The sequence below is a fragment of the Pseudomonas sp. GM49 genome (assembly GCF_000282355.1).
Lineage (GTDB): Bacteria > Pseudomonadota > Gammaproteobacteria > Pseudomonadales > Pseudomonadaceae > Aquipseudomonas.
Window position 1 is genome coordinate 20,643 of the sequence record NZ_AKJL01000080.1, and the last position, 18,221, is coordinate 38,863.

Sequence of the window (18,221 nt, forward strand, 5' to 3'; positions counted from 1 at the left end):
TAATTGGCTGGTTGATATGTTTAATTCTTCATGGCGTTAAACGCTAATTTAAATCTGTATGTGAAGATGGCGTCCACCCTCGGTGAGCGCCATTTTTTTTCTTGCGGGATGGTAGGATTTGTCACTCAATTCAGCTTCCACACGAGTTCTGAGTACCTTCGGATGCAGCATTTACGAGGAGTTCAGCTATGCAGCTCGTCCAGATCGACATGAAGCTAAACCTTGAGCGGATGCGCGCCGCAATCACTGAATGGTTGATCAAGGAGGAAATGCTTGGTGACGCATTCTTCATCGACATCGATGAGTGGAGAGCGAGAGGTGAGACCTACGGAACTGACTCTTTGCTGGTGTTGGTTTTTGACGGTAGTACGTTGCACACGATGTTGAACTTAGGATGTGACACCGAGGAATTTGATGATCTGGTCGAGTCATTTGGATTTTGGTATGAACTGGGACACTCGTGGATGGGCTTCTACCCGATAGAGGACTATGACTATTCAAGACTCACGGGCAGCTACTCAACCAAGCTACGAGACCCGCGTTGGGCGAAAAAAGCAGCATTGGTCAAAGAAAGAGCTAAAGAAAGCTGCCAGGACTGTGGTGTTAAACAGCCACTTGATGCCCATCATTGCTATTACACCACCATGCGCCAGGCCTATGAGCCATGGGAGTACCCACTCAGCGCGCTACGTGCATTGTGCCGGCCATGCCATGTACGTCGTGAGCAGACGGAGATCAGGCTACGGGCATTCGCTGCGTCCCTCACAAGTGACCAGCTGGATGCGCTACGGCCGGCTCTTAGCCATGCCACCTACTGGTACGAAACCGCCGCAGTTTTTTCCTTTTTATCAGCACTGGGCCCCGAAGAGCGGCACCTTCAGGCTGCGATGCAGATACTCAGGGATGCGAGAAATGAGCATGACTGATGTCTCCACTGGAGGTAATCAATGCACAATTTCTGCAGGCTGAAAGAGTTGCGTCCTCCCGTAAAAAAAGCCCCGGTATTCACCAGGGCTCAGTTCATTTCAGTGGCTAGCTTGGGGTCGAGTTTTGGAACGGTATGCCATGAAGATGAACAGCGCCGGGACAATACACAGCAACTGCATCACCACTCCGAAGTCACCTAAAGGCCGGAATCCAGCGTCGAGATTCAGTGTCACAGCAGCCAGCACCGGCCCAATCACCATACCCAAAGAGTCTGCGCCACCGACCGCTGCGGTTGAGCGACCACTGCTATCGAAATCGGCGGAATACATGCGTGCATAAGCAATCAGGAAGACGTACAGGAAGGTCATGGTGATACCAATCGTCCAGTAAACGGAAGCGTTCGGCACTACGTACAGGTAGGAGGTAACAGCCATCAGAAGGCACGCCACCAGAAGAGGTAATACAGATTTGACTCGGTTGAACACCAGGTTGGCAGCAACCGGTACCAAGATTGAGCAGAGCATGCTTACAGAGCCAACCACACCCACCTGAGCCAGATCTAGGCCTGCACTCTCACCTACTTGCTCAAAGTACAGCCAGCAGGTGTTTGCACCGATACTGGTGAGTAAGCAGAGAACAAACAGAGAAACACTGCGGATGTTAAAGGCGTTTCCAATGGAGGAGTTTTCGATCAGACGGTCGATTTTTTTGTTCGGCAGTGCGAACGCGAGAGGCAGGCATATCACTGCTCCTACGAGCATGAACCAGAACATCGCTTTCGGGCCAATCGTCGCTTGCAGCGAGGGAACAGCTAGGAAAGCAGCTAACGTCAGCGCTGCCGTCAGTCCGCTTGCGTACGAAAGAAGACGAGTGCCGCCGTTCATTTGCGCGAGACTTGCCAGGCCAATAGCAATGCATAGACCTTCACCAATGCCAGTTATGCCACGATAGAAGACCACGTTATAAAATTCAGTAGTCTGAATGGTGAGCGCCTGACCTACGATAGCAAGTACAACACCTATTACTATCGTTGTTCTTGGTCGAAGATGGCTGAGCACTAGAGATACGAAGAGCGATGCGATGGAAATGCAGATAATTTCTGCAGTTGTCGCTGCCGTAGCAGTTGCGGCACTTACAGTAAATCCATCAATAATTCCGCTGAACGACATCGGGATTCCGAGCATGGCAATATATGCGTAGCATGGAAGTAAAAGTGCGGCAAACTGTTGTAGCTTGGTTGCCTGATAGTGTTGGTTTTCAGTACTCATAACACATCCTCTGATTTTTTATTATATGTCAAAAACTAATGACACATTTGACAGGATGTCCGCGCACACTGGCGGCACTAATTTTATCGCATAAGCATCGTGCTATTTATTATTATTCCGTAATGCTCCAGCAACAAATTTTGCGTAGATCTGAAGTCTGATTGGTATTTTGCGCCTCCTGCCACAAGTGGGATATGGCAAGGTTGGCCAAAATAAAGCCTTACTGGCCAACCAGATGGCCTGCGTAAAACAGTATAAACCACACAAAATGTGTCTCTGGATTTCATTATAAAACGCCGTCCGCATATAACTGTTTTCTTATATGGATTACGGCGTTAGACGTTGGTATCTACGCCTAGACAGAGAAAAAAGCCCCGAGTGTGCCGGGGCAAAACATAGCTGGTGCCTGGTGCCACCAGCTAATTCGGGTTAACGACTCTCTTGGTCGCTGTACCATTTGGTCGTGTCATCCAGCGCCATCGAAAACCTATCAACGATTAATCCGATTTCTTTCTCTGTTGTAATGAGCGGAGGGCAGAATGCGATTGCATCTCCAATGTTCCTTGTGATCATTCCGTGGTGCTGCGTTCGCGCGGCGAGATTGCGACCTAGATGCCCAACAGCTGCGAAGGGAGCCTTAGTCTGCTTATCAGTCACTAACTCAACCGCCGCAATCAGGCCGGTGCCGCGAATCTCACCTACGAGTGGATGGCTCGTGAATTGGCTAAGGCTCGCATGCAGCATCTGGCCAAGGTCACGAGCTCTGGCAACGAGATTGTCTTCCTGGATGATTTTCAGGTTTTCTAGGGCAACGGCGGTTGCGACTGGATGACCAGAGCCGGTAAAACCGTGCCCCAAATTGCCATAGATATGGCTTTGGTCAGCGATGCCTTGGTAGATTCGTTCGTTGATCAGCACTGCAGCGATAGGCTGATAGGAAGACGAAAGCTGCTTTGAAAGGATCATCGCATCTGGCTGAATATCGAAGGTCTCGCAGCCGAACATCGCACCGGTTCGACCGAAGCCACAAATCACTTCGTCGGCTACCAAGAGGACGTCGTATTTTTTGCAAACAGCCTGGATTTTTTGCCAGTAGGTGCGTGGTGGAACAATCACTCCACCGGCACCCATCAATGGCTCGCCAAAAAATGCGGCGACTGTCTCAGGCCCTTCGCGAAGGATCAAACTTTCCAGCTCTGCGGCAAGCCGATCCGAAAATTGCTCTTCGGTTTCACCTAGTCGGCTATTGCGATAATGATGGGGGCACGTCAGGTGGTAAATGTTTGGTAGCGGCAGGTCAAAGCCTTTGTGGTTACCTGGCAACCCCGTAAGGCTTGCGCTCATGACGGTTACACCGTGATATGCGTTCAAGCGGCTTATGAGTTTTTTCTTGGCCGATTTACCAATGGCATTGTTTCGGTACCAGATCAGCTTAACGATGGTGTCGTTGGCTTCTGATCCCGAATTCGTGAAAAACACCTTGCTCATAGGAACAGGGGCCAGACGAATCAATTCGTCCGCCAGCAACACACTGGAAGCATGCGTCTTATGATTGAACGTGTGATAGAAGGGCAGAGTCCGCAGTTGCTTCTCTGCTGCATTTATTAGGCGTTCATTGTTGAAGCCGAGGGCTGCACTCCACAGACCAGACATGGCCTCAATGTATTGCTTACCCTGGTCGTCATATACGTAGATTCCTTCGCCTCTGTCGATTACCAGAGGGCCGATTTCCTCGTGCATACGAGCGTCGGTGTAAGAATGCAGCTGACTATTCATATCCTTTTGAGCAAGTGTGCGAAGGTTGTTGTTCATTTTGGTACCGCTCACAGGCTTGAAAGGGCTGGATAATTCCAGCCCTAAGTTTTAGGCAGACTTGTTTAGTTGAACGGCAGAGGAGCAGCCGCCAGGTCGCCAAGATTCATTGAAACCTCAGCACCGCCATCAACGATCAGATCCGTACCGTTGACCCAAAAGCCCTTCGGATCGAGCATGAGCAAGACGGCGTTGGCAATTTCTTCGGGATAGGCATCACGACCACCGGCTTGTTGCTTTAGACCATCCAAAAGCTCCGTGCCCATGGTGCTGTAGAAGTCCTGCAGAATGGGGGTCTGCACCGCACCAGGGCTGATGGAGTTGACGCGAACACCCCTGTGTCGCTGAGAGCTTGAAATCAGCATGGTGTAGAGGATGACAATTTCCTTGGTGAAGTCGTAGGTAGTGATGGCGTTCATGTCCATTGCTTTGAACGCGCGCAGACTGTCCTCCCAGTCGCTTTCACTCAGAATCTCAACACACGCATCTTTGCGGTTTCGCCAACCTGCACCAGCTGTAGATGCGCAGTTAACTACTGAGGCACCGCTTTCAAGTCTTGGAAGCAAAGTATCTGTCAGACGGCGTAGGCCAAGATAATTGACCTTGAAGACCAACTCGCTTGGGAAAATTCCCGGGATGCCCGCGATGTTGGCCAAGCCATGAATTGGCTCAATGATCTGGGCTACTGCCTCATCAATGGAGCTTGGGTTCGACAGGTCGCAGAGGATGAACTCATCACAGGCGCCAGCGACTTCTTTTACATCGATGCCCACCACAATTGCGCCTGCAGCCTTGAGCAGTTTGGCAGTCGCATTACCCACACCAGAGGACACGCCAGTTACGACATAACGCTTGTTAGCAAATGACATGGTCTTTCCTCAGGCTGCAGTAAAACGGATAGGAAGCGAGGCAATTCCGTTGATGAAACGGGACGGAATCATCTCTGGTTCTGCAGTCAATTCGATGTTCTTAAACTCTTTGAGAGTCTCCGCAATCAAGAACGGCAGTTCGAGTCGTGCGAGGTGTGCACCCAGGCAGGTATGGCGACCGCCACCCCCGAAACCGAGATGAGGATTCGGTGAACGAAGCACGTCGAATTTATTAGGGTTTTCGAATTTGCTGTCATCGCGGTTAGCCGAGTTGTACCACATGACGACTTTCTGACCTTCAGCGATGTGTTGGCCATTGATCTCAGTATCACGGGTCGCCGTGCGGCGCATGTGCATGACTGGAGTTACCCAGCGAACCAGTTCTTCAAACCCTGTCACCGCAACTGCAGCCGGGTTGTTAGCCCAGATCTTCATCTGATCCGGAAACTCGAGGAAGCACTTCATTGCATGTGCACCCACAGTACCGGTGGTCTCCATGCCCGCAGTCACCAGCAGTTGAAAGAAGTAGCCGGCCTCTACGTCATTGAGCTTCTTGCCTTCTACTTCGGCAGCCAAGATCAGCGAAAGAATGTCGTCCCCTGGATTCTTACGCTTTTCTACCGCGAGCTGACGCCCATAGTCATTGAGCTCAGCAAAAGCGCTGGTGATAGCTGGGATTGCATTTTCACCTAGGGTGTCGCCTGCCAGTGCAGTGACGGTGAGTTCGTGTAGACGTTTGCGGTTTTCTTTCGGTGCGCCGAGGAAGTCACACACAACTTCCACTGGAAATGCTTGGGCTACGTCTCGGGCGTAGTCACATTCGCCACGCTCCTTCGCCGCTGCTACTACTTCAACGGCATAGCGTTTAGCTGCGTCCGTCATTTTGGCCACGCCTTGTGGAGAAAAGGCGCGAGCAACGACCTGGCGGAGCTTGAAGTGCTGTGGTGCATCCATGTTGAGGAACCAGCCCTCTTGATGCGCCTCTTCAACACTCTGATCGCCAAGGATGGTTCCTTGTCCGCTGATAAAGGTTTTTGCATCGCCGCTCACGGCGACAACGTCGTCGTATCGCGTAACCGACCAAAACCCTTCGCTTCCGTACTCTGGGGATCCTTCAGGGAACTCGCTCCAAGTGACTGGTTTATTGGCCCGAAGGGCTGCGAAAGCTTCCTCGCGATCATGGCGCTTCCAGAAGTTGAGATCGGCCAAGTTTATGCTATCGACATCAATGCGGCTCATGGACTTATACCTACAGATGTTTTTTATTAGACGTTGTGATATTTGACGCCCGGCAGTACGCAGAGCATTTCAAACAAAAGGTTTGCACCAAGCAGAGAGGTGTTGCCGGATTGGTCATAGGGCGGTGATATTTCAACCACGTCGCCGCCGATGACATTCAGCCCCTTGCAGCCGCGTACGATTTGTTGACCTTGATAGGCGGTTAGGCCACCGATTTCGGGTGTGCCAGTGCCCGGTGCTACCGATGGATCGAGCCCATCAATATCGAAGGAAATGTAGACTTTGTGATCACCGATTTTCTCTCGGATGCTCTTCATCAGAGGCTCCAAGGAAATGCCGTAACACTCATCGGAAGTCACGACGGTGAACCCTTTGCTTCGCGACCAATTGAAGTCATCTGGTGAATAGCCAGTACCTCGCAATCCAATCTGGAAGGTGAGGTTCGGGTTGATCAAGCCATCTTCATAGGCACGTCGAAAGGTCGTGCCGTGAGCGATACGTTCACCAAACATGTGTTCGCCAACATCAGCATGCGCATCGATATGGATGAGCGCGACTGGCCCATGCTTCTTCGCAATTGACTGAAGAATTGGGTAGGTAATGGTGTGATCGCCACCGAGCGTGAGAGGTGCGACATCATGTTTAAGAATGATGTCGTACGATTCCTCGATACGTCTGACCGCGTCAGGCAAATTGAATGTGTTGATTGCGACATCACCGATGTCTGCGACCTGGATACTTTCAAAAGGCGCCGCGCCGGTTGCCAGGTTGAACGGTCGTAGTAGGCACGACTCTGCTCGAATGCTACGTGGCCCCATTCGAGTGCCTGAGCGGTTGGAGGTGCCAATATCAAGCGGTACTCCGACAAAGCACGCGTCAAGGCCTTCGGTTGTTTCCGCTGACGGAAGACGCAGCATGGTCGGAATGCCACCGAAGCGAGGCATTTGGTTTCCGCCCAAGGGTTGATTGAAGTTCATAGGAGTACCTCTTTATCCAACAGTGATGTGACCAGATCAGCTTTGCTGACTTGGTACATTGATGACTAAGCCTTCCATTTCAGGAGTGATCCTGAGCTGGCAAGAAAGTCGGCTGTTGGCATCCGGCTCATATGCGTATTCCAGCATGTCGGCTTCCATGACTTCGGCGCCCTGGAGCTTTTCTCTCCACTCGGGGGCGATGTAGACGTGGCAGGTCGCGCACGCGCACGAGCCGCCACAATCAGCTTCAATTCCTTTGACCAGGTTGTTGACCGCTGCCTCCATGACGGTGCCGCCAACTTTTGCGTCTACGTCGACGGAGGAACCATCAGGTTGCACGAAAGTAATCTTGACCATTTTTATTATCTCGACTGGATGGAGTTAAGCCTTCATCGCCAAGGCAAGGCGGGAAAGTCCGATTTCCAGGATGTCGTCATTGATGTTCAGAGGTGTGGAGACGCGAATGGTGTTGCCGTAGTAGCCGCACGGCAGCAACAGCAAACCAAGCTCTCGAGCGGTAGTCGCAACGCGTTTGGTTGCTTCCGCGTCCGGAGTGTTCGAACCGAGCTCGGTGACAATTTCAAAGGCGACCATTGCGCCTAGAGCACGGATATCGCCAATCGGCAGAACAGTTGAATCGGTGCTGTTTTTGAGGTCGGCCAGGAACGCCTGAATCCGCTCGCCAATCTGCGTGGCGCGCTGGAGCAGTTGTTCACTTTCAATTACGTCGAGCACTGCGTTTGCAGCGGCACAGGCCAGTGGGTTGCCCGCGAAGGTACCGCCCAAGAAGCCTGGTGGAGGGCCGTCAATCACTTCGGCACGACCAATCAAGCCAGCGAGCGGCAAGCCACCGCCCATAGCTTTACCAACACAGATCAGGTCGGGCTCAATGTCCGCGTGCTCGACAGCGAAGAACTTGCCTGTGCGACCAAATCCGGATTGCACTTCGTCGACAACGAGGCAGATTCCATACTGATCGCAGATGGCGCGCAGGCGCTGAAGGAACGGTTTCGACGCTTGGTAGAAACCACCTTCGCCCTGAACCGGCTCAATCACGATGGCAGCGACCTGATCCGGAGCGATGCTCGCGCGGAACAGGTGATCGAGCGCTCGCAAGCTTTCCTCTTCCGACGTCCCGTGATGGGGGATCGGGAATGGCACCTGGAAAATGCCTGCTTGTGATGGCGTCACACCCGAGCGAAGTGGCAGAACCTTACCTGTCATCGCGAGTGCGAGTTGTGTCCGACCGTGAAACGAGCCGGTGAAAGTCACAACGCCTTGGCGACCGGTGTGAAAACGAGCAACTTTGACGGCGTTCTCAGTGGCTTCAGCGCCCGTGGTGAAAAGCACGGATTTCGAATTTTCAATTGGAGCGAGCGTGTTCAGTCGCTCACAGAGTTGCACATACGGTTCGCAAGAAATCACTGGAAAACCGATGTGCGCGTATTGCGTGAGTTGATTCTGAATTGCCTTAACCACTTTTGGGTGCAGGTTGCCGGTATTGTTCACGGCAATACCCGAGGCAAAGTCGACGTAATGCTGGCCTTCAACATCCCAGAGTTCGCTGCCTTCGGCACGCTGGACGAATACAGGATGGGAAGTCGCGGCACCGCGAGGGAGTGCACGGTCGCGTCGGGTCAAAAGGTCTTTGTTAGTCATCGCCATTTCTCAATTCAGTACGTCGGAGCGCCAAACCATCATTTTTTCGATCTGCATTTCGTGCATGGTGTAAGGAATGCCACCCACGCCATGACCTGAGTGTCGGGCGCCTGCGAAAGGCATCCAGTCGACTCGGAATAGGGTGTTTTCGTTAACCATCACCGCAGTCCCGTCCAGGTGCCGGTAGCAGTACAGGGCGGTATCCACGTTCTGAGTGAACACGGCTGCCTGGAAAGAGAAGGGCAGGGAATTTGCTTCGTGCAGTGCCTCATCGAGGCTGTCGTAGCTGTACACACAGATGACCGGGCCGAAGACTTCCTTGCGCATCACATCGGAATCTTTCGGCGGATCGAGGAGAACGGTAGGGCTGTAGCAGCTATCCGAGATGCGCTCACCACCGCAGATGAGTTGAGCGCCGCCATCGATTGCGCTTGTAACCCACTGATCGATTCGATTGATCTCGCTGTGTGAAATCAGAGGGCCGACGTCAGTATCAAGAGACAGGGGGTCTCCAACGATTGCTTTAGATGCCAGCTCAGCGAGTCCTTGTGCAACCTTCTTCGCAATTTTTCGATCTGCGAAAACGCGTTGTACAGATACGCAGGCCTGTCCGGCGTGCCAGAAACCACCACGGGCCAAACGCGGAAGAGCCATTTCGAGATCGGCGTCTTCGGCAACGATCACAGGTGCTACACCGCCGTGCTCCAATGCACAACGGGTGCCGGCAGCCAAATTGGAGCGCAACATCCAGCCCACTGCAGCCGAACCGATGAATGAGAAAAAGCCTACTCGGGAGTCAGCGACAAGCTTAACGATGAGATCGTTGCTGTTCGGCAAAACGATTTGGGCCCAGGCTTTAGGCAGGCCTGCCTCGTAGAGAATATTGATGAACGCGTAGGCGCTCATCGGCGTTTTTACCGCTGGCTTGATGATTACCGGTGCCCCCACAGCGATGGCAGGGGCAGCTTGGTGAACGACCAGGTTGAACGGATGGTTGAACGCACTAACGCCCACCACGACACCAATAGGCTCATGCTGTGTGAAGGCGATACGGCCGGCCGACGTTGCGTTCAAGTCCATGGGAATGACGGAACCGGCTTTGCCTCGGATTTCTTCGATGCAGATGTGCAGACAATCGATGCCACGGTCTACTTCGATCAACGAATCTTTAAGCGGTTTTCCGCTTTCTTGAGCAACGATGCGCGCCAGCTCTTCACGACGCACCCCAATCAATGTCGCAGCTTTACGCAAGATTTCGATTCGCTCAGCCTTTTTCAGCCAGCCTTTACGATTGCGGAACAAATCATGGGCAGTTGCAATCGCCTGCTCGATTTCTTGTTCTGTATTTGCGCGGATTTCGGCTATTTCTTTGCCATCAAAAGGCGCGATAACTTTGATCATTTCGCTCATGTGTACGTGTCCGGAGAGATGAAAAATGGAACTCGGGGATTAGCTGGCCAGGAGTGATTTCAGCTCTACATCCAGAGCACTAACCTTCTCTGGAATCGGACTGATGCCTGCCGTAATCAGCTTTCGCGCAACCATGTGGTCGCCAGCGGAATTGATGCTTTCAACCGCGATCAGTTTTCCTTGGCGATAATGGAAAACGCTGAATTTGCGCTGCTCCAGGTCTCCGCGAACAACGTACTGATCCGTCCCAATAGGTAGGCCGACAGTTTGAAGTTTTATCTCGCCTTGATCCGACCAGAACCAAGGTGCGATGTGGTAGGCAACGCGCTGTCCGAGAAGCGTGGAGGCGACCACTTTGGCCTGGTCGATAGCGTTCTGAACCGACTCCAGACGGAATCGGCCACCGGCATACTGATTGGGGTGATTGGTGCAGTCGCCAGCTGAGAGGATGTCTGGGTCAGAGGTCACGGCGAACTCATCAACCAGGATTCCGTTGTCACAATCCAATCCAGCGGCTTGTGCCAGTTCAATGTTGGGCAGTGCACCGACACCGACGAGAACCAGATCGCAATCAATTGTTTCGCCATTTTCCAGATGCACCTGCTGCACGCGTTCCGAACCGGTAAGTTTCGTGATGCGGGCACCGGTGACGACATTTACGCCGATGCTTTGCTGATAGCTTTTGAAGAACTCTGAGCTAACCGGGGAAACTGCTCGCTCCATCAAACGCGACGAATACTCAAGCACCGTCACGTTTTTACCGAGCCCTGCCGCACAAGCCGCCACTTCCAAGCCGATAAATCCACCGCCGATGATGACGATGTTTTGATTGCTGCTGATGTCATCCCGCAGGTTTGCGGCATGTAGAAAAGAGCGCAGCGAGTGGACGCCTTGCAGGTTAGAACCTTCGATTGTCAGTTCACGCGGGCGCGTCCCCGTGGCCAGAACGAGCTTGTCATAATTGAATGACCTTCCACCCTTGGTGAGCACCGTTTTGAGTTTGCGGTTGATGTGTTCAACCGTATCGCCGCAAACCAGCTTGATGTCGTTCTCTGAGTAAAACTCAGCAGGTCTCAATTGGATGGAGGTTTCATCCGCCTGATGCTTAAGGTATGCCTTGGAAAGTGGAGGGCGCTGATAAGGGATGTTGGACTCATCACCGATAATCACCAGTCGACCTTTAAAGCCACTCTGACGAAGCGAGGCAGTGACTTGGAAGCCTGCCTGCCCAGCTCCGATGACCACGATAGTTTCATTGTTGTTCATGGCCATTACCTCAATACTTGATCCAGGTGGTTTTAAGTGCTGAGTATTTTTCGAAAGCGTGCAGCGAGTTGTCGCGACCGTTACCGGATTGCTTGACCCCACCAAATGGCACCAAAGGAGAAATCATGTCGACCGTATTCACCGTGACGGTGCCGGCTTTGAGTGCTTCGGCAACGCGGTGTGCCCGGGACAGGTTGGACGTGAACACAGAAGCCATCAGCCCATAGATCGAGTCGTTGGCTATGGCTACGGCTTCTTCTTCAGACTTGAATTTCAGAATGCTGAGAACAGGGCCGAAGATTTCTTCACGTGCGACCTGCATTTCGTTTGTGACGTTGGTGAAGATGGTTGGGCGGATGAAGTTTTCGCTGTCATTGATACAAACCAGCTCGCCGCCATAGGTGAGTGTTGCTTCCTTCTTTCCTTGCTCAACGAATTTCATGACACGCTGCGTGTGCAGTGTTTCTACCATCGAACCCATGAGTGCTTCTGGTGCAAGAGGGTCTGCTGGTTCGTAGGCTTCGGCGTATTTCACGACCTTGCTAACGAACTCGTCATGGATGCTTTCCTCAACGAGCAGGCGCGTTGGGGAAGAACAGACTTCACCTTGGTTGTAGAAAACTCGAGCGGCAAGCTCTGCTGCCAGATCCAGATTTTCGGTGTCCGCAAAAACGATGTTTGGACTTTTGCCACCACACTCCAACCACACTAGCTTCATGTTCGATTCGGCAGAGTAGCGGAGGAAATATTTACCGACTTCGGTTGAGCCTGTGAATGCCAGGCAGGCGACATCCATGTGCAGGCCGAGTGGGGCACCGACAGCTTCACCGTAGCCGGTGACGACATTGAATATACCGTCCGGGATACCAGCTTCCTTCATGAGTGCAGCGAGCTTGATAGCTGTCAGGGGCGATTGTTCAGCGGGTTTGAGCACAACGGAGTTGCCCATGGCCAACGCAGGAACGCATTTCCAGATGGCCATATCCAGTGGGAAGTTCCATGGCACCACGCAAGCGACGACACCCAGAGCTTCCCGACGAATCAGCGCCAGGTCACCTTGACCAGTCGGTGCAACTTCGTCGTAAAGCTTGTCGACTGCTTCGGCGATCCATTGGACATACGCCACCAGTTCCGGCATTTCGTAGCTATAGGAAACCTCAACAGGTTTACCCATATCCATGGACTCGAGAAGTGATAGCTCCTCCATGTTGTCCTTCAGGAGCGATGCCAATTTCAACAGAACGTTTTTTCGCTCGGTAGGGGAGCGCTTTGCCCAGACGCCGCTTTCGAAGCGCTCTTTGGCGACCTGTACGGCCAGATTCACATCGGCTTGATCGCAGTCGGCAATTTTCGCGATTACTTTTCCGGTCGCTGGATTAACGCAGTCGAAGGTTCTCCCAGAGACCGAATCGACGTATTCGCCATCAATGAAAGCTCTACCTTCTGGGCTCAAGCCTGCACTCTTGACCTGCCAATACTCACGAGTACGAATCATCGAATTTCAACCTCCAGGTACATTTTTGTAGGTGTCCTAGAGGTAGATCGGTGGCCGCGTGGAGCCTTGCCGAAATCCTGTAGGACGTTTTGAATCTTTATAGCACGACAGTTGTGTTAAAAAAAGACCGTTGGTCTTTCTCATTCATTGAAAGGAGAGGGCAAGGATCCCTAAACCTTGAAATGATCCATCAAAACCTGCTGCTGGCTGGCGAGGTCGTTCAGGGCGCTGCTGATTTGGGAAGATTCGTCAGCTTGTGTCTTCAGGGACTCTGTGACCCCCCGCACGCCAGCGATATTGCGATTGATTTCTTCGGCCACGGAGCTTTGCTCCTCGGCTGCAGTAGCGATTTGAAGGTTCATGTCGTTAATAACGCGCACAGCAGCGCCAATGCGTTGAAGGGCTTCCACGGCAGAGCCGACCTGCTCAACGCTATCCTGGGCCTGTCTGTGATTACCCCCGATAGCACCCACGACATTTCGAGTGCCTTGCTGCAGTCCCTCAATCACCAACCGGATCTCTTCGACCGACTCTTGAGTTCTTCTGGCGAGATTTCTGACTTCATCCGCGACAACGGCGAAGCCACGGCCAGCATCTCCTGCTCGGGCTGCTTCAATTGCGGCGTTCAATGCCAGAAGGTTGGTCTGTTCGGCGATGGACTTAATCACGTCTAAAACCGAACCTATTTGGTCGCTGTTGACGGCCAGCGTCTTCACTTGGCCCATCATTGCGTCCATCTCTTGAGCCAGCATTCCAATTTTCTTTGTCGTAGCATCAATTACTACGAGACCTTCGCTCGTTGCATCATCTGCGTTCTTGGCTGCGGTGGCTGCTTGAGCGGCGCTTTTGGCTACGTCCTGGGCTGTGGCGCTCATTTCATGTGAGGCTGTGGCGATTTGCTCAATTTCGCGATATTGCTGAAACATCCCTGCACTTGCTTCTTGGGCGATTTTCGAAGAGCGATCGGCAGTGTCCCTCGCTTGATGAACTGACTGCTTCACCTCGGCGATGATTGGCTGAAGCTTGTCGAGGAACGTGTTAAACCATGATGCAAGCTCCCCCAACTCATCACGTGCACGGTGATTGAGCCTTCGCGTTAGGTCACCTTCACCGGTCGCAATGTCTTTCAGCATTGTTGATACGGAGACTATTGGCCTGGTAATACCCCTTGCAGCGAACCATAAAACGATTAGGCCTAAGAGCGTTGCGCCTATCCCGATCAAAAAGTTTTGCCGACTGGTTTGACTGGCTTGAATATCCAGTTCGCTCTCTAGTTTTTTTGCGGGTTCAAAAAGTACAGATTCTGGAGTGTCGAGTAGGATCATCCAGGCAGGCGTTTCGGGAATAGGGGAAAAGCTTTTCAAGACACGTAGCTTGTCATGCGTGCGTATTACTGAGCCCTTTGGAGAATTTAAGCCTTCACGTATTTGTGCGGCGTCGGGGCCGTAGACTGCATCCAATTGGTTACCCAACTGGATTTCATCACCGCTGTGAGCCGCTAGTAATCCAGCTGAGCTGATGATGCTGACATTGCTAGCGCCATCATAAAGGCTTTCGCTACTGATCTTTGCGAGGCTTTGTAACTGCTGCAGATTTATATCCATTCCAAATACAGCGATCACCTTCTCATTCTCAATCAATGGGAAGGTGATTGATGTTATCAAATTTGAGTTCGAGCCGAGCTCTTCCTTGTAGGGGTTTAGAATGCAGGGTTTCATCGTTGTCTTGGGGCAGGTGAACCAAGAGTTGAATGGCGTGCCATCTAGCATTGGTGACGTATCGCTTATCATCTTCTCGGTGACGGTAAGCGCATTAATCGCGCCTTCCTTTCTAATCCAGTAGCTGGCGAACCTTCCGCTATCTGTGCTGGCAAGGTCGGTTCTGCCTACAAATTTCTTGTCCTGACCGTCTAGGGCATCGTTATTGAAAACAACATAGAGACTTAAAATGTTGGGGTTTGTCGCCAGTGCAAGCTTTATCTGTTGGTGCAACGAATCTCGGGATTGGTCGGTAGTAATGGCGAAATGATTTCCCAGTTCTCGCTGTTTTTTGATCTGCTCTGCGACTCCAGAACCGTATAAGTACGACCGGATAAAATAGGCTTGGATTTTTAAGGCCTGTATCTCGCCGTTAGATTGCATTCTACTGATGGCCGCATCGTCTATCATATTTAAGGTTTTTGTTTTTATATAATTAATATTTGATTTCGATTGGGAGGCTGTGCTTCCTAGTAATACAGCTACGACGCTGAGCAAGCAAATTCCGGCCAGTATCGTAATTTTATTTTTTATTGTTATTTGCACGTGGATACCCTTTGAGTATTTCTATGTCTGTTACTGGTTGACGGAGTGAGTGAGAGCAATTCACTGATATTGAAGTATCTTTACGTGGGCAGAAATGCCTCAAACGGCCAAAAAAATACCGCTGCGGCCAATTTTATTAAAGGCTCAATTTTTTTGCTTTTTATGCTCGAATAAGCATGCTAAAAAAGGCTTTGAGGACTGAGTGTTGGTGGGCGTTATGACTTCCTTTATAGCTTTTATGCTCAAGTGGCTGGACACCCAAATTTCTGCAGCTTCCAAGGTGGAAGGCTCATCCGATGAACAAGATTGCATAAACTACTACGTTAGATTTTTTATCTTCCCAAGATAATTCCGCGCAATCATATATTTTAGTGCTCACCTCTGCCGAGATACCGGTTTGTGAACCCGGCGCGCTGTAGGTGAGTCTATGCAGGGGATTGAAGTCGCCAAACATCCCACAAGCCTGGCTGATGTGGCCATCACAAATCGCAGCGGGAGGCACCGTCCTTGGTTTTCCTCGCTCAAATGCCCAATCGGGATGCCAACGTGGCATCTGAGTAACATTCCCTATGAAAGTGCGATTCAAATTTCTGTAGGACTTGTGTTCAGCTTATTGAATGTTTCCAAAGGCCTATCCCCTCCAGTTCACTCCATGAATGAGAAAACCCGTCACGATAAGCATGCTGACAATGGTGTAACCGATCCATTCGTTTTCCACGAAAGCTCCATTTGTAATAAATATGGTTTAAAAATTCGAAGCCTGTAGTGATCACGTACCTATATCATTTTCAATGACCTGAAGTCAGCTTCAACCCTGCGATGCAAGCAATGAGACCTACAATAAAAAGTACACGCGTTATCGTGGATGGTTCCTGAAACCATATCATTCCTATTGCGACAGTCCCCAATGCACCAATTCCTGTCCAGATAGCGTAAGCGGTACCTAATGGGATATTACGAGTCGCCAGTTCGAGGAAGTACATGCTCAAGGCAATACAAACAATGAATGCTGACGTCCATGGAATATTTTTGAAACCATCTGCGTAGCGCATGCACGTCGTAAATCCGACTTCAAACAAACCGCCAATAATTAAATAGATCCAAGCCATCACAAGCCCTTTAACTTTTCGATTCCGTTGCATAGTCGTAATCAGCGTTGCTCGGAGGGTTTTTCTTTCGTTGAACACCTGTTAGAAGCCTTGCAGAGCGACCACGAGTGAACCAGGCCCATGACCAGTTCAAATACACGGAAGTGCGGCTGCGGAAATCAATCAGGAGCAAGAGATGAACGAGTGACCAGGCTAACCAGCCGGTGAAGCCCTTCAGGCGAATCTTTCCAAAGTCGGCAACCGCGTGGGATCGACCAATGACTGCCATCGTTCCCCAATTGCGATACTTGAACGGAGGAACTCTGGGTTTGCCTTGTATACGGGCAAGGATCGCCTTGGCGACATATGCACCTTGCTGTTTGGCAACTGGGGCAATCCCTGGGAGTGGTCGATTCAAATCTGCTTGGTAGCAGGCGACGTCACCTATTGCGAAGATTTCTGGATTGCCCGGCACCGAGCAATCGTCATTCACGATGATCGCCTTATTACGAGCCGCTTCAGCACCAATCCAGGTTGCTGCCGGTCGGGCTTGGGTGCCGGCGCACCATATGACGCTATTGCTCGCGATCCAGGTGTTACCCAACATGATCCCGGAGTCCGTAATTGTCTTCACTGGCCTGCCCAAGTGTACTTCTACGCCTAACGTTCTTAACGCTTGAACGGCGTATGACGACAGTCCCTCAGGAAAAGCCGACAGAACTGTACTGCCAGCCTCAACCAGAAGGATTCTCAGATGCTTGGTGTCAATGCTTTTGAAGTCACGTGTAAGGGCAGTCTTAGCGAGCTCCGCGATAGCTCCGGCCATCTCCACTCCTGTTGGGCCCGCTCCCACCACAATAAACGTTAGTAAATTCTGAATTCGAGCGACGTCTTTGCTGCGTTCGGCTTGTTCAAAGTTACTGAGAAGCTTCTCGCGTATCGTCAATGCGTCCTCTAATGATTTGAGAACTGGAGCATGCAGGGCCCATTCATCATTTCCAAAGAAACTGTAATCAGCACCCGTTGCCAGTACCAGATAATCGTATGGCAGATCATCATTGGTTTTAGTCACTAGGCGCTTTTTATTCACGTCTACACCGATCACTTCTGCCATGACGATGCGAAGGTTCTGAGCTCTGATTATTGTGCGGGTCGCAGTCGCTATGTCTGCTGGAGACAGCATCGCTGTGGCTACTTGGTAGAGCAGAGGTTGGAAAAGATGGTGATTACACCTATCCACCAAAGTGACTTCGCAGGCTTTTCCAGACAGTGCTTTGGCTGCGGCGAGTCCGCCGAAGCCTGTGCCCACGATTACGATTCGCTTGGATGTGCTCATGAGTAGACTCCATTCACCGGAATACTCAGGCAAGAAGGCATTGCGTACATGTATATCTCCAAAAGTTAAACACTCACCTTTCTCATAGTCAGTTATGACGCTGTAGAATTGTTTTTTGTATTTATTCTTTTGGTGATAGTTTTGTTTAAAGGGTAAAGCGTTAGATACTAAAACTTGAAACTAACCTTTGTTTGGTTGATGTTGGTTGGAGCTGTATTGGTTTTCTGTATTCGTTGGTGCTGATCATGCTTGAGAGGAGATCTTGCCTTCATGCGCCCCGGTCATCTATAGCGCAGGAGGCCAAAAATGTGCTGATTAGACCAGCGAGCAGATTTTGCATTATTTGACCGAGTATTCAGGCTAGATATAGACGTTGATGATTACAATTGCTTACATTTTGCTCGTGCGTTATGCCCTTGTAGAATCATCGTCTACTGAGACGTCTACCACCATATAAAATCGAGCATTGGTCTTGATATAAGCCCCAGCAGATCACTTGCAACGCACCAAAACAACCTCCAAACAAATACTATAACTGAATCGCCCCGGGTTTCGTAGACACCTCCATGCCT

The 18,221-nt window shown here is 51.2% G+C and carries 14 protein-coding genes and 2 pseudogenes; 2 read left to right on the top strand and 14 right to left on the bottom strand.

What is annotated here, in order from left to right; all coding sequences use genetic code 11:
* Positions 1 to 188: 188 nt before the first annotated feature.
* Positions 189 to 926 carry an HNH endonuclease gene (locus PMI29_RS21685; protein WP_007995734.1) on the top strand — a complete coding sequence of 246 codons (738 nt, stop codon included), beginning with the start codon at positions 189 to 191 and terminating at the stop codon, positions 924 to 926.
* A 99-nt stretch (positions 927 to 1,025) separates the two neighbouring features.
* Here the strand turns inward: PMI29_RS21685 and PMI29_RS21680 are convergent, their stop codons facing one another.
* From PMI29_RS21680 to PMI29_RS33020, 12 genes and pseudogenes are all read right to left on the bottom strand, one after another.
* Positions 1,026 to 2,195: an MFS transporter gene (locus tag PMI29_RS21680; RefSeq protein WP_007995735.1), complete on the bottom strand. Its 1,170-nt coding sequence runs from the start codon at positions 2,193 to 2,195 to the stop codon at positions 1,026 to 1,028.
* Between the two features lie 429 nt (positions 2,196 to 2,624).
* Positions 2,625 to 4,007: an aspartate aminotransferase family protein gene (locus PMI29_RS21675; protein WP_007995736.1), complete on the bottom strand. Its 1,383-nt coding sequence runs from the start codon at positions 4,005 to 4,007 to the stop codon at positions 2,625 to 2,627.
* 65 nt (positions 4,008 to 4,072) lie between these two features.
* Positions 4,073 to 4,876, bottom strand: coding sequence for a coniferyl-alcohol dehydrogenase (locus tag PMI29_RS21670; protein WP_007995737.1), 804 nt, complete (start codon positions 4,874 to 4,876; stop codon positions 4,073 to 4,075).
* Positions 4,877 to 4,885: 9 nt separating this feature from the next.
* Positions 4,886 to 6,115, bottom strand: coding sequence for a cytochrome P450 (locus tag PMI29_RS21665; protein WP_007995738.1), 1,230 nt, complete (start codon positions 6,113 to 6,115; stop codon positions 4,886 to 4,888).
* Between the two features lie 26 nt (positions 6,116 to 6,141).
* The gene (speB, locus tag PMI29_RS21660) at positions 6,142 to 7,092 is read right to left on the bottom strand and encodes an agmatinase (protein WP_007995739.1); all 951 of its coding nucleotides are present in this window, start codon (positions 7,090 to 7,092) and stop codon (positions 6,142 to 6,144) included.
* Between the two features lie 36 nt (positions 7,093 to 7,128).
* Positions 7,129 to 7,449 carry a 2Fe-2S iron-sulfur cluster-binding protein gene (locus PMI29_RS21655; RefSeq protein ID WP_007995741.1) on the bottom strand — a complete coding sequence of 107 codons (321 nt, stop codon included), beginning with the start codon at positions 7,447 to 7,449 and terminating at the stop codon, positions 7,129 to 7,131.
* Positions 7,450 to 7,473: 24 nt separating this feature from the next.
* On the bottom strand, positions 7,474 to 8,757 hold the full coding sequence (locus tag PMI29_RS21650) for an aspartate aminotransferase family protein (RefSeq protein WP_238541641.1): 1,284 nt from the start codon (positions 8,755 to 8,757) through the stop codon (positions 7,474 to 7,476).
* Positions 8,758 to 8,760: 3 nt separating this feature from the next.
* Positions 8,761 to 10,161, bottom strand: coding sequence for an aldehyde dehydrogenase family protein (locus PMI29_RS21645; RefSeq protein ID WP_007995744.1), 1,401 nt, complete (start codon positions 10,159 to 10,161; stop codon positions 8,761 to 8,763).
* Between the two features lie 39 nt (positions 10,162 to 10,200).
* Positions 10,201 to 11,427, bottom strand: coding sequence for an NAD(P)/FAD-dependent oxidoreductase (locus PMI29_RS21640; protein ID WP_007995746.1), 1,227 nt, complete (start codon positions 11,425 to 11,427; stop codon positions 10,201 to 10,203).
* A 10-nt stretch (positions 11,428 to 11,437) separates the two neighbouring features.
* On the bottom strand, positions 11,438 to 12,922 hold the full coding sequence (locus tag PMI29_RS21635) for an aldehyde dehydrogenase (protein ID WP_007995748.1): 1,485 nt from the start codon (positions 12,920 to 12,922) through the stop codon (positions 11,438 to 11,440).
* Positions 12,923 to 13,092: 170 nt separating this feature from the next.
* A pseudogene (locus PMI29_RS33015) lies at positions 13,093 to 13,608 on the bottom strand (methyl-accepting chemotaxis protein); the annotation flags it as partial.
* A gap of 390 nt (positions 13,609 to 13,998) precedes the next feature.
* A pseudogene (locus tag PMI29_RS33020) lies at positions 13,999 to 15,090 on the bottom strand (PDC sensor domain-containing protein); the annotation flags it as partial.
* A gap of 562 nt (positions 15,091 to 15,652) precedes the next feature.
* Here PMI29_RS33020 and PMI29_RS31930 point away from each other — a divergent pair.
* Entirely contained in the window at positions 15,653 to 15,991 is a 339-nt protein-coding gene (locus tag PMI29_RS31930) for a hypothetical protein (RefSeq protein WP_157221353.1), read from the top strand.
* A 22-nt stretch (positions 15,992 to 16,013) separates the two neighbouring features.
* Here the strand turns inward: PMI29_RS31930 and PMI29_RS30930 are convergent, their stop codons facing one another.
* Positions 16,014 to 16,334, bottom strand: coding sequence for a DMT family transporter (locus PMI29_RS30930; RefSeq protein ID WP_081501643.1), 321 nt, complete (start codon positions 16,332 to 16,334; stop codon positions 16,014 to 16,016).
* Positions 16,335 to 16,344: 10 nt separating this feature from the next.
* Positions 16,345 to 17,649 (bottom strand): NAD(P)/FAD-dependent oxidoreductase, encoded by a 1,305-nt coding sequence (locus PMI29_RS21625; protein WP_007995753.1) that lies wholly within the window; start codon positions 17,647 to 17,649, stop codon positions 16,345 to 16,347.
* Positions 17,650 to 18,221: the final 572 nt, after the last annotated feature.